This window comes from Amycolatopsis sp. lyj-90, assembly GCF_046549035.1.
In the GTDB taxonomy this organism is placed as follows: domain Bacteria; phylum Actinomycetota; class Actinomycetes; order Mycobacteriales; family Pseudonocardiaceae; genus Amycolatopsis.
This window is the reverse complement of the sequence record NZ_JAJPWP010000006.1, coordinates 612,342-634,605: the sequence shown is the minus strand read 5'-3', so window position 1 is coordinate 634,605 and position 22,264 is coordinate 612,342. Positions and strand designations below refer to the sequence as shown.

17 protein-coding genes and 2 pseudogenes are annotated in these 22,264 nt (G+C 68.2%); 18 read left to right on the top strand and 1 reads right to left on the bottom strand.

Annotated elements, in window-relative coordinates; all coding sequences use genetic code 11:
• Positions 1-96: 96 nt before the first annotated feature.
• From ACLJPX_RS26265 to ACLJPX_RS26200, 14 genes are all read left to right on the top strand, one after another.
• Positions 97-978: an NmrA/HSCARG family protein gene (locus ACLJPX_RS26265; RefSeq protein ID WP_410602538.1), complete on the top strand. Its 882-nt coding sequence runs from the start codon at positions 97-99 to the stop codon at positions 976-978.
• Positions 979-1,805: 827 nt separating this feature from the next.
• Positions 1,806-2,396, top strand: coding sequence for a cysteine hydrolase (locus tag ACLJPX_RS26260; protein ID WP_410602536.1), 591 nt, complete (start codon positions 1,806-1,808; stop codon positions 2,394-2,396).
• Between the two features lie 56 nt (positions 2,397-2,452).
• Positions 2,453-3,478, top strand: a complete 1,026-nt coding sequence (gene hypE, locus ACLJPX_RS26255; protein WP_410602534.1) for a hydrogenase expression/formation protein HypE — start codon at positions 2,453-2,455, stop codon at positions 3,476-3,478.
• A gap of 70 nt (positions 3,479-3,548) precedes the next feature.
• Positions 3,549-5,843, top strand: coding sequence for a carbamoyltransferase HypF (gene hypF / locus ACLJPX_RS26250; RefSeq protein ID WP_410602532.1), 2,295 nt, complete (start codon positions 3,549-3,551; stop codon positions 5,841-5,843).
• Positions 5,840-6,829: an NAD-dependent epimerase/dehydratase family protein gene (locus tag ACLJPX_RS26245; protein WP_410602530.1), complete on the top strand. Its 990-nt coding sequence runs from the start codon at positions 5,840-5,842 to the stop codon at positions 6,827-6,829. Before hypF ends, ACLJPX_RS26245 begins: the two co-directional genes overlap by 4 nt.
• A gap of 31 nt (positions 6,830-6,860) precedes the next feature.
• A complete protein-coding gene (locus tag ACLJPX_RS26240) occupies positions 6,861-8,021 on the top strand; it encodes a DegT/DnrJ/EryC1/StrS family aminotransferase (protein WP_410602528.1) in 1,161 nt (386 codons plus the stop codon).
• On the top strand, positions 8,018-8,476 hold the full coding sequence (locus ACLJPX_RS26235) for an NUDIX hydrolase (protein ID WP_410602526.1): 459 nt from the start codon (positions 8,018-8,020) through the stop codon (positions 8,474-8,476). Before ACLJPX_RS26240 ends, ACLJPX_RS26235 begins: the two co-directional genes overlap by 4 nt.
• Positions 8,473-9,291 (top strand): inositol monophosphatase family protein, encoded by an 819-nt coding sequence (locus tag ACLJPX_RS26230; RefSeq protein ID WP_410602524.1) that lies wholly within the window; start codon positions 8,473-8,475, stop codon positions 9,289-9,291. Before ACLJPX_RS26235 ends, ACLJPX_RS26230 begins: the two co-directional genes overlap by 4 nt.
• Positions 9,292-9,314: 23 nt before the next feature.
• Positions 9,315-10,574, top strand: coding sequence for an MFS transporter (locus ACLJPX_RS26225; RefSeq protein WP_410602522.1), 1,260 nt, complete (start codon positions 9,315-9,317; stop codon positions 10,572-10,574).
• Positions 10,558-12,243, top strand: a complete 1,686-nt coding sequence (locus ACLJPX_RS26220; protein WP_410602520.1) for a hypothetical protein — start codon at positions 10,558-10,560, stop codon at positions 12,241-12,243. Before ACLJPX_RS26225 ends, ACLJPX_RS26220 begins: the two co-directional genes overlap by 17 nt.
• 16 nt (positions 12,244-12,259) lie before the next feature.
• Positions 12,260-13,231, top strand: coding sequence for a hypothetical protein (locus ACLJPX_RS26215; protein ID WP_410602518.1), 972 nt, complete (start codon positions 12,260-12,262; stop codon positions 13,229-13,231).
• Positions 13,232-13,632: 401 nt separating this feature from the next.
• Positions 13,633-15,594 (top strand): prolyl oligopeptidase family serine peptidase, encoded by a 1,962-nt coding sequence (locus ACLJPX_RS26210; RefSeq protein ID WP_410602516.1) that lies wholly within the window; start codon positions 13,633-13,635, stop codon positions 15,592-15,594.
• Positions 15,595-15,618: 24 nt separating this feature from the next.
• The gene (locus tag ACLJPX_RS26205; protein ID WP_410602514.1) at positions 15,619-16,929 is read left to right on the top strand and encodes an NAD(P)/FAD-dependent oxidoreductase; all 1,311 of its coding nucleotides are present in this window, start codon (positions 15,619-15,621) and stop codon (positions 16,927-16,929) included.
• A 247-nt stretch (positions 16,930-17,176) separates the two neighbouring features.
• On the top strand, positions 17,177-18,205 hold the full coding sequence (locus tag ACLJPX_RS26200; RefSeq protein ID WP_410602512.1) for a PucR family transcriptional regulator: 1,029 nt from the start codon (positions 17,177-17,179) through the stop codon (positions 18,203-18,205).
• Positions 18,206-18,429: 224 nt separating this feature from the next.
• Here ACLJPX_RS26200 and ACLJPX_RS26195 read toward each other — a convergent pair.
• A pseudogene (locus ACLJPX_RS26195) lies at positions 18,430-18,602 on the bottom strand (TetR/AcrR family transcriptional regulator); the annotation flags it as partial.
• Positions 18,603-18,695: 93 nt separating this feature from the next.
• On the opposite strand from ACLJPX_RS26195, the gene ACLJPX_RS26190 reads away from it, so the two are divergent.
• The 4 genes and pseudogenes from ACLJPX_RS26190 to ACLJPX_RS26175 all read left to right on the top strand — a co-directional run bounded on the left by ACLJPX_RS26190 (position 18,696) and on the right by ACLJPX_RS26175 (position 22,157).
• Positions 18,696-19,793 (top strand): FAD-dependent monooxygenase, encoded by a 1,098-nt coding sequence (locus tag ACLJPX_RS26190; protein WP_410602510.1) that lies wholly within the window; start codon positions 18,696-18,698, stop codon positions 19,791-19,793.
• A gap of 85 nt (positions 19,794-19,878) precedes the next feature.
• Positions 19,879-20,019, top strand: a pseudogene (locus ACLJPX_RS26185) (NADP-dependent oxidoreductase); the annotation flags it as partial.
• 335 nt (positions 20,020-20,354) lie between these two features.
• Complete coding sequence (locus tag ACLJPX_RS26180) at positions 20,355-21,158, top strand: SDR family oxidoreductase (RefSeq protein WP_101606237.1); 804 nt, start codon at positions 20,355-20,357, stop codon at positions 21,156-21,158.
• Between the two features lie 108 nt (positions 21,159-21,266).
• Complete coding sequence (locus tag ACLJPX_RS26175; RefSeq protein ID WP_410602508.1) at positions 21,267-22,157, top strand: helix-turn-helix transcriptional regulator; 891 nt, start codon at positions 21,267-21,269, stop codon at positions 22,155-22,157.
• The last annotated feature ends 107 nt before the right edge of the window (positions 22,158-22,264 follow it).

Here is a 22,264-nt window from a genome sequence, read left to right as displayed (position 1 = left end):
CTCGTCATCTTAGACCTTGCGGAGTGAAACGCTCCGCAAGTAGTGTCCCTCGATGTGCGGAGCATATTGCTCCGGACTATGGAAAGCGAGGATCCTGTGCCTTCGAACAAGACCGTGCTCGTCGCCGGAGCGACCGGAAACCAGGGCGGCGGCGCCGCCCGGGCGCTGCTCGCCGACGGCTGGAACGTGCGGGCACTGGTGCGCGACACGGACGCGGCCACCGCCCGTGCCCTGGCCCGCGCCGGTGCGACCCTGGTCCGCGGCGACCTCGACGACGCGGAGTCACTGGCCCGGGCGACCGCCGGCGCGCATGGCGTGTTCAGCGTCCAGCCGCTGGCCGTCACCGGGGAGGAACTGGCCACCGAGGTCCGCCGCGGGATCGCCCTGGCCGACGCCGCCCGGAACGCGGATGTCGCACACCTGGTCTACAGCTCGGTCGACGGTGCCGAACGCGCCACCGGCATCGACCACTTCGAGTCCAAGACCCGCATCGAGGAGCACATCGCCGACACCTTCCCGTCGGCGACGATCCTGCGGCCGGTGTTCTTCATGGACAATCTGCTCTGGTACGCCGACGCCACCGACGATCGCGTCCTGGAACTACCGGTGGTCCCCGACCGCCCGATGCAGATGATCGCGGCCTCGGACATCGGCCGGATCGCCGCCGCCGCGTTCGCCGAGCCCGAGGCCTACCTCGGCGCCCGGCTGGCGATCGCCGGGGACGCCGTGAGCTTCGAGCAGGTGGCGGCGACGTACCAGCAGGTGACCGGCGTCCGCACGCGGCTGGCGCCCAAGCCGATCGAGGAACGGATGTACCAGTGGTTCGCCGAGGACGGCTACCAGGCCGACATCCCCACCTTGCGCACCGACTTCCCCTGGCTTCAGAGCTTCGACACCTTCCTGCGTAACGCACTCTCCGCCCACTGGCAGACCTCAACTCTCAGCGGATCGAACGACAGCGGCTTCTCGGAGGCATGATCAACGAGTACGAACGCTCTTACTGAAGCTGGCCGGTTCTCACCGTGCGGCCGTCGTGCCTGGCAGGACCTCACGTAGCACGCACGCCGGTTTTCGTCCGGCGACATCACGGCGAGTTCGGCGGGCGAATGCTTCCCCCATGCCTGACGGGCGACCGCTCCGCCGACGCCGATCGTCGGCAAGCCGCTCGCCCGTGCGTGCTCGACCGCGTTCGGCCCGGTCGCGAACACGACGTCATGACCGTGCTCCCGGGCGGCGACGGCCAGCGGCAGCAGCGGACGGTATGGCTGTAACTCCCAAAGGCTGAGAAGAACAGGCGCCTGGCCGAAGGTTACCGATGTCTGGCTCCCCGGAGGACGAAAGGAGTGAGCCATTTGTTGTAAGTAATCGGTTCCGGGAGGTGGCCGAAGTGGCTTGATGACTGATGGCGCAGGTATCCCGAAGGGCTTGATCCTTTTGTCGCACTACGGATTTCGGAGCTGCCGCAGATGCGTGATGGCCCTCGTCGACGCGGGTATCCGTATGTGGCGGGACGGAAATCTGTGGAATTCCCCGAAGGTCGGGTAATTGATCTTTTGGCGCTGAATTCGGGGCTTGACACGGTGACATTAGCTGGGTAGACAAAGGTGTGTCAGTGGTCTTGACCATTGAACGGCTGGGGCGGGAATCTGAAAATAAAGGGGGACTGGGGAGCGAGTCTTTCTGGCGGGATTCGTTTGCGGCCTCGGGTCGCTCTCTGGGGACTTCTTTGTTCGATCCTGCTGGATCGTTTTCTGTGTCTCATGGGTGTTTTCTCTATTCGTCATTCCTCTCGACAAGGAGCTGTCATGGGCAAAATCGCCGTCATCACCAACGATCTTCAGGGTGACGTGGTCTATCTGACCCCCGAACGCACAGCGGTGATGACCGACGCGCAGCCCCACTACATCGCCTTCCTCGACGAGATGCGGCGCCGCGGCCACACGGTCTACCACCTGCAGTTGATCAATCTGCCCGACGACCCGAACGCGAACCGCCGGGCGGACGGAACCCTGCCGCTGCAACGCGAAACCGAAGGTGCGGCGATTCTCTCCGCGTTCCTCGGTGAGGGCGACGTCGTCGTGGAGAAGAACAAGGACAGTGGTTTCTACGAGACGAAATTGCACGATCTGCTTCAGGCGGAGGGTGTCGAGACCGTCGTGGTCACCGGATTGCAGACCCAGATCTGTGTTCAGACCACCGCCGCCGACGCGTTCTTCCGCGGTTACAACGTCTGGGTGCCCGCCGAATGCGTCGTTTCCGACAAGGCGGCGGATCGTGACCGTTCCCTCGCCTGGCTCGCCGGGTATTGCGCCACGGTCGCGAGCTCGAAAGAGATCTTGGAGACCCTCGACACCAAAGGTGAACTGCCCCGAATGGTCGTCAAGACCCTTCCTTGAGCACTGTCCGAAAGGGCTTCCGGCCCTCGCTCGAAGAAAGGAAGGTAGGACGCCCGATGACAGACTCGGTGACCGGTCTCGACGAGGTCGTTCTGGACCACGGAAGCGGAGCCAAGCTCAGCGGTGAGTTGATCTCTTTCGTCGTCGAGACACTCGGCGAGGTGTACATCGGCGAGATGGAGGACAGCGCGATGCTGTCCCTTCCCGCCGGGCGGATCGCGATGACCACGGACTCGTTCGTGGCCGATCCGCCGTTCTTCGGCAACGGGGACATCGGCAAGATCTCGGTCTGTGGCACGGTGAACGACCTCGCCGTGGTCGGCGCGCGGCCGCTCTACCTGACGCTCGGGATGATCCTGGAGACGGGCTTGCCGATGGCCCGGCTCCACCAGGTGTGCACGTCGATCCGGGAGACGGCGCTCGAGGCAGGCGTCCAGATCGTCTGCGGTGACACCAAAGTGGTCCGCAAGGGTGAGGTCGACCAGATCTACCTCAACACCGCCGGCATCGGCGTCTTCGAACGCGCACCGCTGCGGATGCGCGACGTCCGGCCCGGTGACCGGGTGATCCTCAGCGGACCGATCGGCAACCACACGGTGCACCTGCTGTCGATCCGCGAGGGCCTCGGCTTCGAGCAGCGCGTGCTGAGCGATTGCGCGCCGCTCAACGGGCTCATGGACACGCTGCTGACGACGGTCGGCGAGGGCGTGGTGCATTCGGTCCGGGACGTCACCCGCGGCGGGCTGGCCGCCGTCCTGCACGAGTACGCCAGGGCGTCCGGGCACGCCGTCCGGTTCGAACAGGACCGGCTGCCCATTCAGTTCGAGACCGTGATGGCCGCGGACATGCTGGGAATCAACGCGATTCACGCCGCCAACGAAGGCTGTCTGTGCCTGTTCGTAGATCCGGCGGCGGAGCAGGAAGTGCTGGCCGTGCTCCGCTCGCACAAGTACGGCGCCGAGGCGACGACGATCGGCGAGGTGACGGGGGACGCGGATCCGATCGTGCTGAGGCGCGACGCGGACGGACGGGATTCCGTGGTCGAGGAACTTCAGGGTGCCGAGCTGCCGCGTCTGTGCTGATCAGTGAAGTGCCGAGCGGGGAGGTGACGAGATGCCGAGTAGTGATGTGAGTGTCCGGCGGAGTATTCGCGTGGCAGGCGTGGTCCAGGGCGTGGGGTACCGGCCCTTCGTCTACAAGCTCGCGTTGAACTGCGACCTGACCGGCTGGGTGCTCAACGACCCGGAGGGTGTGCTGATCGAGGTCACCGGCAGGCCGGAGGAGGTGCACCGCTTCACCGAAGGCCTCAGCACACAGGCGCCGCCCCAGGCCAGGGTCACGGCGGTCCAGGTGAACGACCTGCCCGAGGCCGAGGTGCGGCCGGAGGGGTTCACCATCCGGGAAAGCAGGCACAGCGGCCTCCGGACCACGGTCGTGCCCGCCGACTCCTACGTCTGCGCCGACTGCCGCGCCGAGCTGCGTGATCCGGCCGACCGCCGCTACCGGTATCCGTTCATCAACTGCACCAACTGCGGCCCGCGGTACTCGATCATCCGCGAGCTGCCCTACGACCGGGCCGTCACCACGATGGCGGGCTTCACCATGTGCCGCCCGTGCGCCACCGAGTACGGGGACCCGCTGGACCGTCGCTATCACGCCCAGCCCAACGCCTGCCCCGACTGCGGTCCCCGGTTGCTGCTGGCCGGTTCCGGCGGCGAGGCGGCTTCGGGGGAGGACGCGCTCGCCGCCGCCACGGCGGCGCTCGCCGAGGGCGGCATCGTCGCGGTCAAGAGTGTCGGCGGCTTCCACCTCGCGGTCAACGCCCGAGACGGCGAGGCGGTCGCCCGGCTGCGGACCCGCAAACGGCGTGATTCCAAGCCGTTCGCGGTGATGGCCCGCGACCTGGGCACGGTCGAAGGGTTCGCCGAGGTCCGTCCCGCCGAGGCCGAACTGCTGCTCTCGCCTGCCCGGCCGATCGTGTTGCTGCGCAAGCGATCCCCGGGTCTGCCGGAGCAGATCGCCCCGCGCAACCCCAATCTCGGCGTCATGCTCCCCTCCGCGCCGGTGCACCACCTTCTGCTCGACCATGCCGGACTGGACACCCTGGTCATGACCAGCGGCAACATTTCCGGTTATCCGATCGTGTACCGCAACGAAGACGCGCTGGCGCAGCTTTTCGCCGTCGCCGACCTGATCCTCTACAACGACCGCGACATCGAAGTCCGGGTCGACGACTCGATCGTCCGGTACTCCGAGCATCCCGAACTCGGCGAGCCACTGGTCGGTTTCATCCGCCGGTCCCGCGGCTACGCGCCGTATCCCGTGGAGGTCGGCACGCAACTGGCGCCGCTGGTGGCCTACGGCGCCGAGCTGAAGACGACCGTCGCGTTGAGCAGCGGCTCACGTGTCTACGTCAGTCAGCACATCGGCGACATCAAGAACGACGAGACCTTCAGCGCGCATCGAGAGGCCGTCCGTCATCTCGCCGATCTCCACGACCTGCGTCCGCGGCACGCCGCGGTGGACCTGCATCCGCAGTTCCGCGCGACCCGGTTCGCCTTTCAGGAGCAGGGCGAAACCTTCGAGCGGGTCGTCCCGGTTCAGCACCATCACGCGCACATGGCTTCCTGTATGGCGGAGAACCGGCTCGGCGGCGAGACCATCGGTGTCATCTTCGACGGCACCGGCTACGGCGACGACGGCACCATCTGGGGTGGCGAGTTCCTCGTCGGCGGATATCGCGATGCACGCCGCGTCGCGCATCTGCGGACCGTGCCGCTTTTGGGTGGCGACAAGGCGGTCACCGAACCGATCAGGACGGGGTTCGCGCTGGCGCTGGACGCGTTCGGCGAGACTTCCGCCGCGGTCGACGCCTTTCCGGTGCTGGAGACCCTCGACGAGCAGGCGCGGCACGTCTTCGCGACCATGGCGCAGCGTGGGATCAACGCTCCACCCGCGTCCAGTATGGGCCGGTTGTTCGACGGCGTCGCCGCGTTGCTCGCCATCACCACACACGCCGAATACGAGGCGCAGGGCCCGATCGAGCTGGAAGGTCTGCTCGAACGCGACTTCACCATGACCGAGCAGGAACACCGGTACCGATTCGGCCTGAACGACCGGGAAATCGACCCTCGGCCTGTGATCAGGGCGCTCGCAGCGGACCGGGAGGCGGGGCTGGACTCCGCCACGTTGAGCCGTCGTTTCCACTCGGCCGTGGTCGACATGGTCGTCGACCGATGCCAGGCGCTCCGGGAGTCCGGAACGCACCGGGTGGTGCTCTCCGGCGGCGTCTTCTTGAACGAGTTCCTGTTGGTCAACTGCATGGTGGAACTGCGGAAGACGGGATTCGACCCGTACTGCCACCAGCAGGTGCCGACCAACGACGGCGGCATTTCGCTCGGTCAGATCGTGGTGGCCGACGCCAGGCTGGGAGACGACGCACGATGAAGAAGTACCTGATCACCGGCGGGCGAGGGTATATCGGATCGGTCCTGACCAGGCTGCTCTGCCAAACCGGAGCAGAGGTCGTGGTCATCGACAACGGTCTGGTCGGCGGTCCGGAACTCGAACTGCCCGGGGTCACCTACATCGACGGCGACGTCCTCGACACGGGAGCCTGGGACAAGGCCCTCGACCGGGTGGACGCGGTGGTGCACCTGGCGGCGATCGTGGGCGATCCGGCCTGCGGCGTCGACACGGACACCGCCTGGGACGTCAACTATCTCGGCACCATCCGCGTCGCCGAGGCGTGCCGGCGGGCCGGGATCCGGTCGCTGGTCTTCGCTTCCACTTGCAGCAACTACGGATTCACGGCGGACGCGGAAGTGGGTGTCCTGTCACCCATGGCGCCCCAGTCGGTCTATGCCGAATCCAAGGTGCTGTCCGAGCACTACCTGCTCTCCCTGCCCCGTGACGAGTTTTCCCCTCGTCTGCTGCGGTTCGCCACCATCCACGGCCTTTCCCCGCGGATGCGGTTCGACCTCGCCGTCAACATCATGACGGCGAACGCCGTGGAACACGGCCGGGTCACCGTGCACGGCGGGACCCAGTGGCGGCCCTTCCTGCACGTCGAGGACGCGGCCGTGGCGGTGCACCTGGTACTTCAGGACGACCGGCCGGTCGCCCCGAGCATCTACAACTGCGGCTTCGGGGAAGAGAACTACCGCATGGACTCCATCGGCAAGCTGATCGCCGAAGAGATCGACGGCGTCCGGATGGAGATCCTCGAGGAGCACACCGATCCACGGAACTACCGGGTGAACTTCGATCCCATCCGGCGGGAACTGGGCTTCACCCCGAGCCGCCGGGTCGTCGACACCGCGCGGGAGATCCGGGATGCCATGCGCGAAGGGAAGTACTCGGACTTCACCTCGCCTCGCTACAGCAACTACCTGACCGCGGTGGCCCAGCGCGTGGACCCGGTCTCGGCGTGAGTTTCCGTCTTCCACCCTCAGGAGCCCGACCATGATCGATCGCAGACCGAGACGTTTTCCCGAACTGGTGCCCATGGTCCGCCCGACCGTGGAAGCCGATGCCGAGATGGAGCTGGCCGTCAAGGAGATCCTCCAGTCGGGAATGCTCACCAACGGGCGGTACGTAAGGGAATTCGAGGAAGCCGCGAGCGCGTACCTGGGGGTCGATCACGCGGTCGCGGTCAGCAACTGCACCACCGGGTTGATGCTCGTGTTCCGCTGCCTGGAGCTGACCGGTGACGTCGTCGTCCCGAGTTTCACCTTCATGGCTTCCGGCCACGCCCTCCGCTGGGCAGGGCACGGGATCCGCTTCGCCGACTCGGATCCCCGCACCTGGACCCTCGACCCGGAGGCCGTGGCCCCGCTCCTGCCGGGGGCGGCCGCCGTGCTGGCGGTGCACACGTTCGGGGTCCCGTGCGACGCCGATCCACTGCAGGAATCGTGCGACTCCCGGGGGATTCCGCTCGTCTTCGACTCCGCGCACGGCTTCGGCAGCCGCTACCCCGACGGGAGCATGGTCGGTACCAAAGGGGTGGCCGAGGTGTTCAGCCTCAGCCCGACCAAAACCCTCAGCACCGGCGAGGGCGGGCTGATCACGACGAACGACGCCGCTCTCGCCGCCAAGCTGAGGATGGCACGCGAATACGGCAATCCCGGCGACTACGACAGCCGGTTCGCCGGGCTCAACGGCCGGATGACGGAGGTCTCCGGGTTCATGGGCGTACACGCGCTCAACCGGTTCTCCCACTGGATCGGCATCAGGCGTTCCCTGGCGGAGCGCTATCGCTCCCGGCTGGACGGGCTGCCCGGCCTGGAGTTCCAGACGATTCCGGAGGGCGCCGCGACTTCGTACAAAGACCTGGGGATCCGCGTCGACGCCACTCGCTTCGGGATGACCCGCGACGAGCTGGCCGAGCGGCTGGCGCAGGAGAACGTCAGCACTCGCAAGTACTTCAGCCCGGCCTTGCACCAGCAGACCGCCTACCGGGACGTCCCCGCCGTCGCGGAGCTGCCGGTGACCGAGGAACTGGCTTCGAGCATGATCACGCTGCCGCTCTACTCTCATATGCCCGCGGGGGTCGTCGACGAGATCTGCGACCTCATCCGCGAAATATCCGCGACAGCACGGAAAGCAGGCGGTAGAGCATCGTGAACGACTACGTGGCGGAACTGCGGAAACTGGTCGGAACCCGGCCGCTGATCCTTCCAGGGACCTCGGTCGTGATCACCGATCCGGCCGACCGCGTCCTGCTGCTGGAGCGGGTCGACACCGGCGGCTGGGGGCTGCCCGGCGGCCTCATGGAGCCGGGGGAGTCGTTCGAGGAGACCGGACGGCGGGAGGTCAAGGAGGAGATCGGCCTGGAGATCGGCGACCTGAACCTGCTGGGGCTCTTCTCCGGAGCGGAGTACTACTACCGCTATCCGCACGGCGACGAGATCTACAACATCACCGCCGCGTACGTGGCCCGCCTGCCGGAGGACGCCACCATCGTCCTGGACACCGCGGAGAACAGCACCTGGCGGTTCTTCGGGCTGGACGAGATCCCGGACACCGTGATCACTCCGGAGCAGCCCATCATCGCGGAATACGCCAAGGTCGCGTCATGACCGGACCGGATCCCGGACTCGCGGAGTTCATCGAGACCTGCCTTCGCGAGGCGTCCAAAGTGGCCGTGGGAATGCGGGGAACCGGCGAGACGACGGTCAAGCAGTCGGACGTGAACCAGCTCGTGACCGACACGGACCTCGCCGTCGGCGCGCTGCTGACCGGGCGGATCAGGGAACGGTATCCGCGGCACGCGATCCTGGAAGAGGAGAGCGGGGCGACCCCCGGAGACGACGAGGTCACCTGGATCGTGGATCCGTTGGACGGCACGAGCAATTATGCCGCGGGCAGCCCGCTCTACGGGGTGATGATGGCGGCGGTCGGCGCCGGGGGCGTCCTCGCGGGCGGGCTCGCGCTGCCGGCGTTCGACACCGTTTACGTCGCCGAAGCCGGCAAGGGCGCCACGCGCAACAGGCAGCCGCTCGGACCGCTCCCGGCCACCGGTCCGGAGAAGTCGTTGGTGGCCTTCGGAATGGACAAGGGCCCGCCCGGCCTGATGGCCGCCGAAGGCAGGCTCGCCGCGGCACTCGGGACGGCGTGCCTCGGCGTCCGCATGAGCAACAGCGTCTTCGACCTCTGCATGGTGGCCGACGGCGCCTACGGGGCGTTCGTGCACCGCGGCTGCCGGATCTGGGACGTGGCGGCCGCGCTGTGCGTTCTGGGGGAGTGCGGCGGGGTCTGCACTGATCTCGACGGGCGGCCGCTGGACCTCACCGACCCGCTGACGAAGGCGGATCGGGTCTTCGAAGTCTGCCTGGCTTCGGCCAGTGTGCATCCCGCCGTGATGACCGCGCTGAAAGCGGCGGCCCCGGCGTGAGGGGCTACTCGCAGGACGCCAGAGTGAGCATTTTCGCCCTGATCCTGGGATTGACCTGCGGCTACGACGCCACCGCGATGGCGGGCGCGCTGCTGCTGGTCACCGACCACTTCGATCTCACGACGACCCAGCAGGGTTCGCTGTACGCCGCCACGGCGGCGGGCTGGATCGCCGGCGCCGTTTTGGGCAGCAAGCTCGTCAACGCCCTCGGCCGCCGCAAGACCCTGCTCGGCTTGACACTCCTGTACCTGGTGGCCACCGGCATCGCCGCCACGGCGGCGGATCCGCTGTGGCTGGGCGCGGGCAGGTTCGGGCAGGGCACCGCGATCGGCATCGCCATCGTGACGACCCCGATCTTCATCGCCGAATCGGCCACCACGCGCGCTCGCGGGCGCATCGCGGTCCTCTACCAGGTGGCGACCTCCGTCGGGATCGCGATGGGCTACTTCGGCGGCTACTTCCTCGCGGACAGCGGGCAATGGCGGCTGATGCTCGCCATTCCCGGCGTCCTCGCCCTCGCCACCGCGTTGTGGCTGCTGGGGCTGCCCGAGACCGAACGCTGGCGGCAGCTTCGGCGGGAGGGAGCCGCACGCCAGGTGGGCGTCGTGCGCGCGATCTTCGGGCCCCGCTACCGGAGACTCACGCTTTTCGTCGTCACACTGGGCTTTTTCGTCCAGGCCACCGGCATCAACGCGATGGTCTTCTTCAGCCCGCGGATCTTTCAGCACATCGGCTACACCGATGACTTCGGACTGCTGGTCCTGCCCGGTTTCGTCCAGCTCGCCGGTGCCGCCGCGGCACTCGTCTGCGCGCTGACGATCGACCGGTTCGGCAGGCGGCCGGTGCTGCTCACCGGCACCACCCTGATGGGGCTGGGACACGCGCTGCTGGTGATCGGCTTCGCCACCGATTCTCCCGGTGTGGTCGGCTTTCTCGGTCTCATCGCCTTCATCGTCGGCTTCAACTCGGGCTTCGGGGCGCTGGTGTGGGTCTTCGCCGCCGAAGGCTTCCCGGATCACCTTCGGGGCGCCGGGGCGTCGGTGATGCTGCTGACGAATCTCACGACGAACCTGTTCGTGGCCCAGTTCTTCCTCGACGTGCTCAACGCCATCGGCGGCCTGCTGACCTTCCTCGTCCTCTTCGCCATCACGGCTCTGGCCTGGATCTTCGTGTTCTTTCTCGCTCCGGAGACGAAGGGCCGGTCGCTGGACGAGGTCCAGTCCTATTGGGAAGCGGGCAGGCGCTGGCCCGCCCCCGACGACACCCATGCCGCGGCGTCCTGAACCGCGGTCGGTGCTGGTGATCGGCTCCGGTCCGGTCGTGCTCCGGCATACCGCCGCGGCGTGCCGGGTGCTCAAGGCGGCGGGCCTGCGGGTCACGGTGGTCGACAGCAACCTGGCGACGATGACGACCGACCCGGAGTTCGCCGATTCCACCTACCTGGAGCCGATCGACCCCGGCACGGTCGAGCAGGTCATCGCCAGGGAACGGCCGGACGCCCTGCTCCCCACCCTCGGCGGGCAGGCCGCGCTCGACACCACGGTCGCCCTGTACGAGTCCGGCGTGCTGACCCGGTACGGCGTCGAGCTGATCGGCACCGGTATCGACGCGATCCTGGCAGGCGAGAACCCCGAGGAGCTCGCCCGGATCGCCGGGCGGGCGGGGGCCGAGACGGTGCCGGAAGCGTCCGTGCCCGGCTGGGAGAAGTTCGAGCTCGAGGTGGTCCGTGACCACGAAGACACGGCGGCCGTCGCCTGCTCGGCGGAAGGATCCGGCTCGCTGACCGACCGGGTGTACCGGCGGATGTGCGACGTCGCCGTCGCGGTGACCCGGGCGGTCGGCGCCGGACCCGGTGGCTGCACCGTCCGGTTCGCGGTCGACCCGCCCGGCGGCCGTGTGGTCGTGACCGGGTTCGACTCCCGGGTGGCCGGGTCCAGTGCGCTCGCCGTCAAACTGGCCGTCGGTCACACCCTGGACGACCTCGGTTTCGTGACAGCGCCGCGGCCGCCGGGCGCCGGCTCGACCGGCGACGCGCTCGAGATCGACGTCGACGCCCTCTACGACGGCCGGGAGTTGTATCTGGGCGGGGTGATGGAGTGCTTCGAAGCTCCCGGCAACCCGGCCTGCGTGCTGCCGCCGATCACCCTCGGCCGCGCCGATCTCGCCAGGGTCCGCGAGGCCACCCGAGTCCTGGCCGAAAACACGGGGCTGCGCGGGCCGCTGAACGTCCGGTACGCGCTCACGCCGGGTGCTTTGTCCGTCCTGGAGGCGAATCCGCGGGAAGACCGCACCATCCCGTTCGTGTCGAGGGCCACCGGCGTGCCGCTGGCCAAGGCCGCCGCACGGGTGATGCTCGGCGCCCGCATCGCCGGCCTGCGCGCCGAGGGCCTCTTGCCGCCCATCGGAGACGGCGGCACTCTCCCGCCGGACGCCGCCGTCGCGGTCAAACAGGGCGAGGTGATGGGCATCGACTCGAATTTCGGCACCGCCTACGCCAAGGCGCACGCCGCCGCGTCCGGTCCGTTGCCCACCAAGGGCCGGATCTACGCCGCGTTCGCCGCCCGCGACAACCGGTCGATGATCTTCCCGGTGAAAGCACTGGCGGACAACGGTTTCGAAATCCTGGCCGCCGAAGGAACCGGCACCATCCTCCAGTACCTCGGGCTACCGGTCACGATCGCCCGCGAACACTCCCTTGTGGACCTCGTCGAGGCAGGCGACATCGTTTTGGTCGTCGACACCCTGCCCGGGAAACGACAAGACGAGATCCGCACCGCGGCGGCCGCCCGCGGAATCCCGTACCTCACGACGGTCCAGGGGCTGGCCGCCGCGGTACAAGGCATCGAGGCCGTCACCCGCGGCCACTCGAGCGTCCTCTCGCTTCAGGAACACATCGCCGCTCTGTGGCCGGTCCGGGCCTGGCAGGATTCCTCGCGAGGGAAACCAGCCTGACCGACCAGGAGAAGATGTGACACACGCGCCAAGACGGTCGCACGTCGACGAGATCTGCGAGCTCGTCGGCCGGCGGGCCGGTGACTTCCGGCCGGAGCTGGACTGGACCACCGTCGAACGCGAACTGGGAACACCGCTGCCCAGTGACTACGAAGACCTCGGCTACCTGCGCGGTGTCACTTACCGGTTGTTCCCGGAGCCCGGTGGCCTCTACCCCTGGGGGAACGACGGTGCGGGCGGAACGTTCTGGTGGATCACCGGGCAGGCGGATCCGGACGAGTGGCCGGTCGTCTACCACGATCGGGACGCCTGGCACGCGGTGCATCCCGGGCCGATGGCGAGTGTCATCCGGGAGGTGCTGGTGAGTACCGGGGAGGACAACATCTTCGGCTGGAGCATCGCGGAAAAACCGGTGGAGTTCGGCGGCTTCTGGGGAAACCGGGTTCATCGCCCATCCTGGCTGAGGCTCTTTTCCGGAACCGGCAAGGGTTTCCGAACGTCGAACCACCGACGGGCCGGCAGCCCGCTCGGCCCGTCGGATCCGGCGCCTCGCGCCGCGAGAGGGAAGGACGTGTCGATGCGCGAAAGCATCAGCAAGATCGGCCTGGCCAAGGGAACGACGGTCATGATCGGAGCGTTCACCGCCGCGAGTCTTGCGCTGCCCGCCACCGCGAACGCCGCCCCCGCCGCCGGGTGCTCGGCCTTCATGAACTCCGCGGTCAGCGGCGGCTACAAAGCCACCCTCAACTGCAAAGGCATCGGGCTCTCCTTCATCGACGGGCTCGGCACCACCCTCACCGATGCCAGTACGGAAGCGCGTGCCCTGGCACAGATCGCGCTCGGCGGTGGCGACACCTGCAGTGCCTTCGTGTACGCCACGACTCCAGGTGGCTACAAAGTCACCCTCACCTGCGTCCACACCGGTCTGGTCTCCGGTGTGGGCACCACCTTGACCGACGCTTCACGGGCTGCCCGGGCGTCCATTTAGTGAGGGGCAAGGCAAAGGTGGCTTGATCGGGTGCTGAGGTCGTGAGTGGCGATTCGTGAGCTGGCCGCTCATCCTGCCGTCACGATCGAACGCGGCCTCTTCGGCAGGCCAGGTCCAGAACCAGCCGAGCGGGAAGTCCGTTGTGGCCGCGAGCGCACGGGTGCGGTCCGGGTCCGTGCGCAGCGTCGTGGGCTGGCTGCCGAGCTGCCAGTGGTCGCGCGGCCGAGGTCTCGCTCGTTTCACAGCTACCTGCGGAGGCTGGAGATCGATGACGTGACGTAGCCAAAACGACAGATGTCGTGTTCAGCTGCTGCGAAGATCGGCGTTTGTCGGCTGTGCGACGCCACTCGCGGAGCCCAGAATCAGGGACGGGTCGACCTCGAGCAGGAAGGAACGCGTGAGTGGCAGACGTGGACACGACAGAGATCCATCAACGGGTCACCGCACACCTGAGAGCGCTTCACGAGCCCGCCTTCGGCCAGCCGCACGCGATCCGCGAGCCGCACGTGACCCCGGACGGTTCGCGCACAGTGGTAACCGGTGCCGTGTTCGACGAGCTGGAGGGCGTGCCCAGGACCGCGATCTACACCGCGGACGGCGGTGAATTCCAGCCTGTCACCGGTGGTCCGGGCTCGTCGCGGGGTGCGCGGTTCTCGCCGGACGGCACCACGCTCGCCTTCCTGTCCGATCGACACGAGACCGGTGTGTTCCAGCTTTACCTGCTCGATCACGACCGATTCGGGGAGGCGCGGCCCGCACCGGAGCTTCCTGGTCACGTCGAGTACGCCCATTGGTCCCCCGACGGCGGCAAGGTGCTGCTCGGGGTGGCGGGGTTCGGGGCGGACCTCTCCGGCGGACAGGGCTCGGGCACGGCCTCGAAACCGGACCGGGAGCGCCCCTCCTGGTTCCCCGAGGTCGACGACGGAACTTACGGCACCGGGTGGCGGAGCTTGTGGGTCCACACCGTCGCGACCGGCGAGTCGACTCAGGTCTCTCCGGCCGGTATGAACTGCTGGGAAGCCGGGTGGTGTGGTCCCAGCCGGATCGTGGCGATCGCGTCCGACGCACCCGGCGAGGACGCGTGGTACACCGCGCACCTGAGTCTGATCGACCTCGACGGCGGCGTCCGCGAGCTGCTGGGCAGCGATGTCCAGCTGGGGTTGCCGACCGGTTCCCCGGACGGCAGGTGGGTGACCGCGGTCGAAGCGGTCTGCAGCGACCGGTTGCTGGTCGCGGGTGATGTGGTGCTCATCGACACGGCCACCGGTGCTGTGCGGCGGATCGACACTCGCGGCACGGACGTCACGCAGCTGGAGTGGATCGGTAGCGGACGCCTGGGCTACATCGGGCTGCGGCGACTCGACTCGGTCGCAGGGATCATCAGCGTGCCCGGCGGCGAGGTCGAGGAGGTGTTGTCGACACAGCTGGCGTGCTCCGGCGGAGGTTTCCTCCCGCAAGGGGCGTTCACCGCGGACGGCCGCGTGCTGACCGTGCAGGACTCCTACGAACTCGCGCCACGACTGGTGCTGGGCGACGGGCGGCCGCTCGCCACGGTGGCGCACGCGGGAACCGAGTTCCTTCGTTCGGTGGCCGGGTCGGCCGAGGTCGTCACCTGGACGGCGCCGGACGGCCTGGACATCGACGGCATCCTGTGCCGCCCGGACGGGCAGGGCCCGTTCCCGCTGGTCGTCAGCATCCACGGCGGCCCGATCTGGGCGTACCAGAACTCGTGGTCCATGCGGTATCCCTGGGTCCCTTTGCTGGTGGAGCAGGGTTACGCCGTGTTGAGCCCGAACCCCAGGGGCAGTTGCGGGCGCGGACAGCAGTTCGCCGGGCAGGTGGTCGGCGACATGGGTGGCGCCGACACCTACGACCACCTCGCCGGAATCGACGCGCTGGTCGAGCGCGGGGTCGTCGACGGCTCCCGAGTCGGCCTGATCGGCGGCAGCTACGGCGGGTTCATGTCGTCGTGGCTGGTCACCCAGGACTCGCGGTTCGCCGCTGCGGTGCCCGTTTCGCCGGTGACGAACTGGTACAGCCAGAGCTTCACCAGCAACATCGCCGCGTGGGGCACCCGCTTCCTCGGCGCGGATCCCGAGCAGCCGGGCACCCTCGCCCACCTGCGCAGCCCGGTGCTGCAGGCGAGCAAGGTGCGGACGCCGTGCCTGAACGTCGCAGGCGCGCGGGACAAGTGCACACCACCCGGCCAGGCTCGCGAGTTCCACCAGGCCCTGCTCGCCCACGGCGTGCCATCGGCGCTGGTGATCTACCCGGAGGAAGGGCACGGTATCCGGGCTTTCCCCGCCCAGACGGACTTCCTCGCCCGTGTGCTGCAGTGGTTCGGGCGCCACATGCCGGCTTGATGAAGCACCAGGAGGACGAGGACGATGAGCTCACAACTCAGTGCGGACGTCGTGGTGGTCGGCGCGGGCGTGATCGGATCGGCGATCGCGCTCGAACTGGCGAAGGCGGGACGCCAGGTCGCGGTGGTGGACCGCGCGAGTGGCGCCGGACAGGGCTCGACGAGCGCGTCGAGTGCCGTGGTGCGGTACAACTTCTCTACTCTCGCCGGTGTGGCCACCGCCTGGGAGTCGCACTTCTGCTGGTCGGCGTGGAGCGAGCACCTCGGCCATGACGTCGGCGACCTGGCCCGGTTCGAGCGCAGCGGGCTGGTCATGCTGGACGTCGCCGCCGCGCCGCGCGACAGCTGGCTGCCGCTGTTCGACGAAGTCGGCGTGCCCTACCAGGAATGGGACAGCGCGACCCTTCTCGACTGCGTGCCCGGCATCGACGCAGGCCGGTTCTGGCCGCCCCGGCGCATCGACGACGACGCCTTCTGGGCCGACACCACCGACACGCTCGGCGCCGTCTACACCCCCGACGCCGGGTACGTCACCGACCCCCAGCTCGCCGCGCAGAACCTCGCGGCGGCGGCCACGCGGGAAGGCGCGCGGTTCCGGTTCCGCGCCACGGTGTGCGCAGTGGAATCACGCCACGGGCGGGCAAGCGCCGTCGGGCTCGCGGACGGCACGAAGATCGCCGCACCGGTGGTCGTCAACGCCGCGGGACCGTGGTCGGGCAAGCTCAACCGGCTGGCGGGAGTCGGGGCAGACTTCACCATCGGCGTACGGCCGCTGCGGCAGGAAGTCGCCCACGTGCTCGCACCGGAGGGATATCACCCGCCCGGCGGGGTGGGGCCGGCTGTGGCGGACATGGACCTGGGGGTCTACGTCCGCGGTGAGGTCGGCGGTGGCCTGCTCGTGGGTGGCACCGAGCCGGCGTGCGACCCGCTGCACTGGCTCGACGACCCCGACGACGCCGAGCCGAACCCGACCATGGCCGTGTTCGAAGCCCAGGTCACGCGGGCGGCACGGCGGCTGACCGGGCTGCGGGTACCGAACCGGGCGCGCGGGATCGTCGGCGTGTACGACGCCGCCGACGACTGGACGCCGATCTACGACCGCACCGAGCTGCCCGGGTTCTACGTCGCGATGGGCACCAGCGGCAACCAGTTCAAGAACGCCCCCGTCGTCGGCAGGCTGATGGCCACGCTGATCGACCGCGTCGAGTCGGGCGCCGACCACGACACCTGCCCGGTCCGCTACCGGGGCGCCCACACCGGCCTGGAGATCGACCTCGGGGCGTTCTCCCGCAGGCGCGAGCGCAACTCGGGCAGCTCCGGCACGGTGATGGGCTGACCGCTGCGGTTGGGGGACGGCTACCGTGGACGGCATCCGCCGAGGGAAGGGACGGGTGTGCCCGACCGCGACCTCCAGTCCATCGTGGACGAACTCGCCGAGCGCCTGCGGCGGTCGGTCGCGATCGACGACCCGGCCCTGCGCCTGCTCGCCGCCAGCCGCCACTTCGGCGACGAGGACACCCTCCGCGTCAGCTCGGTGATGAACCGATCCGTGCGGCCGGAGATCGTCGACGCCATCCTTGCCCATGGCATCAGCCGCTGGGTCGCGCCCGGCTTCGTCGACGTCGAGGGCGCGATGCCGAGGCTGCGCGCCGGTGCGCTGCAACGGCATGCTGCTCGGCTACCTGTGGCTGATCGACAAGGACGGCGCGTTCACCGGCCGCGAGGTGGCGGCAGCAGGCGAGGCAGCAGCCTCCGCCGGGGTGGTGCTCCTGCGCCGGTTGCTGCTGCACGAACGGTCGAAGGCACGTCAGGAAGGCATCCTGCGCGAACTCGTCTCCGCCGACCCGGCGGTGCGTGCGCAAGCGATCGAAGACCTGCACGCCGAGCAGCTTTTCGGCGACGAGTGCGGCCACTTCACCGTGCTCACCGTGCAGTGCCCGGCTTCGCAGGCCTCCGCGACACCGCGAGAGGTCGCGTTCGACGCAGCAGTCGAGGACGGGCTGCGGGCCGTCGCCGACGACGTAGCCCTGATGGCGACGAACCGCTGGCGCGCGTGGATCCTGCTCGTTCAGCGGGTTCCGCCGTCCCGGGCCCTCGTCGACGCGGTCGCCGAGCGGATCACGGGCCGCTTCCGGCAGCTCGGCGATGAGCAGGCGCGGCTGGTGTTCGGGCTCGGCGGTTCCGTGACGGTCCTCGGCGACGTCGTCACGTCCTACCGGCAGGCGTTGCTGGCCGCTCGCGCGGCCCTGCTGCTGCCTGGTTTCGGGATGCTCGCCCGCTGGGGTGAACTGGGTCCTTACGAGCTGCTGCTGAAGCTCGCACCCGAAGACCTCCTCAACGCGTCGCAGGTTCCGGCGCTCGCGGCGGTGGAGGCGGAGGACACGCACGACGTCCTGATCTCCACGCTGTCCGCCTTCTTCGACCACGGCGGCAACATCCAGCGCGCCGCCGACTCGCTGCACGTCCACCGCGCCACGCTGTACCAGCGCATCAAGCGGATCGAGCAGATCAGCGGGTGCAGCCTGGACTCCGGCGACGACCGGCTCATGCTGCACCTCGGGCTGAAGCTGCGGGTCATCGCCGCGGCCTACCGCGATCACCCGAACCGCTGATCTCATGACCGTCGAACGCCGGCATGGCACGCCATGCGTGTCATGTTCGCCCCACCGTTCACTGCTGTCGCAGAACGCGCACAGACCAACAGGCACCGGATTGCCAACCTCGCCAGGGTGCGACGGATCGCCTTGACGTGAGTCGGTCCTGGACTGTCTCGCCTGCGCGTCAACAGGTCTACCGCATCGAGGTGGGTCGGAGCCTTGGCACAGAGCAGGCTTCGCTGATCAGCGTCCTGGTCCTGCTCGAACACCAGGGTTTCTTGACCGCCATGTCGGCCTCGGCGGCCACATCACGGATACCCACCGCGTCGTACCCGCGTTCCAGGAACGTGTCAGCGATCTTGTGGCGGGTCGCGGCCTTCTTGCGCTCACGACGTCCTGGCGGCACGGTCACGCACCGATGCTATCAACTACAAAACACTAACTGTTTCAAAACGCTAACCGTTAGTGCTACGGTCGGCCGCATGAAGAACGAAGGGAACGAACGATGCACACGGTGATCGTCGGGGCGGGTTTGGTCGGACTGACCACCGCGGCCTCGCTGCGGCTGATCGGACACGAAGTCACCGTGCTGGAACACGCGCCGCAGGTGCGAGCCGCCGGGGCAGGCATCGGCCTGTGGCCCAACGCGCTGCGGGAGTTCGACACCCTCGGCATCGGGGACGACGTCCGCGGCCTGGGCGAGGCCGTCGACGCCTGGTGCTACGACCCGACAGGACGCCCGATCCGCGCGACCGGCTACGACGCGGCCGTCTACCAGTTCCTGATGGTGCCGCGGCCGGAACTGAACAACCTGCTCGCCGACACCGTCGGCCGGGACCGGATCCGTCTGGGAGCACACGTCACCGGCTTCACCGAACACGACACCCAGGTGGAGGTGCACCTCGCTGACGCCGCGCCGTTGCGGGCGGACCTGCTGATCGGCGCGGACGGGGTGTACTCCGACGTGCGCGCCGCCCTGGTGCCCGGCAGCGCGGCGGTCGAGCACGTCGGCAACTACGCCTGGCGGGCGGTGCTGCCCGTCGGCCACGAGCGGCCGGAGGGCACGATGGTCACGATCGGCCCCGGGCGGACCCGAGGCGGGTACACCCGGGTCGCCCACGACCGGACCATGTGGTGGGTCGGCCAGTTCGACGCGGGCGAACTCGTTGGCAGCAAACGGGAACGGGCGCTGTGGCGGGCCCGCAACGTGGCCGGGTCCGGCTGGCACGAAGAGCTGCTGGAGATGATCGCCGCCACCCCGGAGCAGTCGATCCTGGAGAACCAGATCATGCGCGTCCCCGAGCTGTCGCACTGGACCACGGCCCGGGTCGCCCTGATCGGTGACGCCGCGCACGGCCTGTCCCCGCACATCGCGGCGGGCGGCACTCTCGGCATCGAGGACGCCGGAGTGCTGCGCGCCGAACTCGCCGACGAGTCCGACACCGCCAAGGCCCTCGCCCGCTACGAAAGCGCCCGTCGTGCCCGGTTCGAGAAGGTGCGCGAGCACTCCGACGCGGTCGAAAACGCCGACGGCGCCGCCGAGTCCGCCGAACGCTACGCAGCCTTCGGCCACTGGATGCTCACCACCGCACCCGCCACCTGAACCAGCCGTGTGCCGTCAACCGCGGCAGTCAGGCAAGGGAAACAAACACATGCTCACCCGCAACCGTGAGCACTAAGACGACAGCATGAAAAAGGCCATCTTCGCCGAGTTCGGCGGGCCTGAAGTCCTGCAACTCTTGGACACCGGAGAGCCCCGCGAGGGCCCCGGTCAGGTTCGCATCGCCGTCCGAGCAACAGGAGTGAACCCCGTCGGTTGGAGAGTCCGGACGCCCGCACTCACCGAACTCGAGCTCGCGGGTCTGAAAATGTTCCTGGAACTCCGTCCATTCTTCCTCAGCCGGTTTGGCGATAGTTGGAGAAGTGCTTTGCGGAGCCGGTGGTGGCGTAGCAGCCTTTCTGGGGCGGTGTGAGCCGACGCGCCAGGCAAGGGGGCTCTCATAGTACCTGTATCGCCAGGGGCTCCCAGGCGTCCAGGACGCCTGTCAACCTGTTCGAGTCGGCTTCCGGTTAGCTGCAGATTTACCTTCATCAGTTCAATTCAGCTGCACTGGACGCGTGACCGTGTCAGCACATGCGTCCACGGCAGAAGGGACGAAGACCCATGGCGGACAACCAGTTCACCACTCATTCAGGACTTTTCGATCTGAGTGGGAAGTACGCACTTGTCACCGGCGGCACCAGAGGCATCGGGATGATGATCGCGCGCGGCCTTCTGCAGGCGGGCGCCCGCGTCGTCGTCAGCTCACGCAAGGCAGACGCGTGCGCGGAGGCACAGCGTCAACTGTCCGAATTCGGCGACGTTCAAGCAATCCCCGCCGACCTGTCCAGATACGACGAGTGTCAGCGCCTCGCTGATCTGGTCAAGGCCGACTCGGAACGCCTGGACATCCTCGTCAACAACGCGGGAGCGATGTGGCGCGAGCCGCTGGAGACGTTCCCGGCCGAGGGATGGGACGCAGTGATCGACCTCAACCTCAAGTCGCCGTTCTGGCTGGTGCAGGCGCTGCTGCCCGCACTGCGCAGGGCGGGCACCGCCGATGATCCCGCGCGGATCATCAACATCGGCAGTATCGCCGCCATCCACGTCGCCGAGGCGCCCAACTACTCGTACGCCAGCAGCAAAGCGGCACTCCATCAACTCACCAGGGTGCTTGCCAGGGAACTGGGCCCACAGCACGTCACGGTGAACGCGGTGGCCCCAGGAGTGTTCCCGTCGCAGATGATGGCGGCCACGATCGATGCCATCGGCGACACGATCGCGGCGAAGGCCCCCCTGCGCCGGCTCGGCCGCGACGACGACATGGCAGGTGTCGCCGTCTTTCTCGCTAGCCGGGCCGGGTCCTACCTGACGGGCGCCATCGTCCCGGTCGACGGCGGCACCGCCACGACCGCGTCAGGTACCTAGGCCCCGGCGCGGCGGCCGGCGGGCCCTCGTGAATACCTCCAAGCCGGGTCTCAACGGGGGTACCGGCAGTACCTCCCTTCACCTGCGGACAGGGCATATGGTGGAGAGGTGGTCAAGATCGATCTGCGCACTGAGATCAAGGAGTTCCTGAGCTCGCGTCGGGCGCGGATCACACCCGAGCGCGCCGGACTGCCCGCCTACGGCGGCAACCGCCGGGTCAAAGGTCTGCGTCGCGAAGAGGTAGCTCTCCTGGCAGGGGTGTCGGTCGACTACTACGTGCGTATGGAGCGCGGCGGCCTCGCCGGCACCTCCGACGGGGTGCTCGACGCGTTGGCCTCTGCCTTGCACCTTGACGAGGCCGAGCGCGATCACCTCTTCCACCTTGCGCGGCAGTCCAGGGCGCCCGGCGGTTCGCGCCGCCGGCGACCCGCCGGGACGGTGCGTCCGGCGCTTCGACAGGTGCTCGATGCCATCACCGACGCGCCGGCGTGGATTTGCAACGGCCGATATGACGTGCTGGCCGTGAATCACCTTGCCCGCGCACTGTTTTCACCGGTACTGGCCGACGCGCGACGGCCGGCGAACACCGCGCGGTTCGTGTATCTGGATCCCGAAGCGGCAAAAACGTTCTTCGTCGACTATGACCGAATCGCGCGTGACGTGGCCGCAAAGCTACGCATGGAAGCCGGCCGCAATCCGTACGACGAGGAGCTGGTCGCCCTGGTCGGTGAGTTGTCAACACGCAGTGAACTGTTTCGGCAGCGGTGGGCATCTCAGGACGTTCGGCTCCACCGGTCCGGACGCAAGCGCCTGCACCATCCGGTAGTGGGCCAGCTCGACCTGGACGTCGAATCAATGGAACTGTCTGCCGAACCAGGTCTGCTCCTGACTGTCTACACCGCGGCCGCCGGCACGGCGACCGCGGACGGTCTGGCCCTGTTGGCGTCGTGGGCGGCAAGCCAGGAGAATCCAGCGACCGAGACTCAAGCGCTCAGCTGATATTCCGACCTTTCAGTCCGTCTGAGTCAGCACTGAACAATCGAAGGTGTCGACGCCAAGTGCTTACTCCGATGTCGGCGTTGGCAGTGTCGGCCACCAGTACCGAG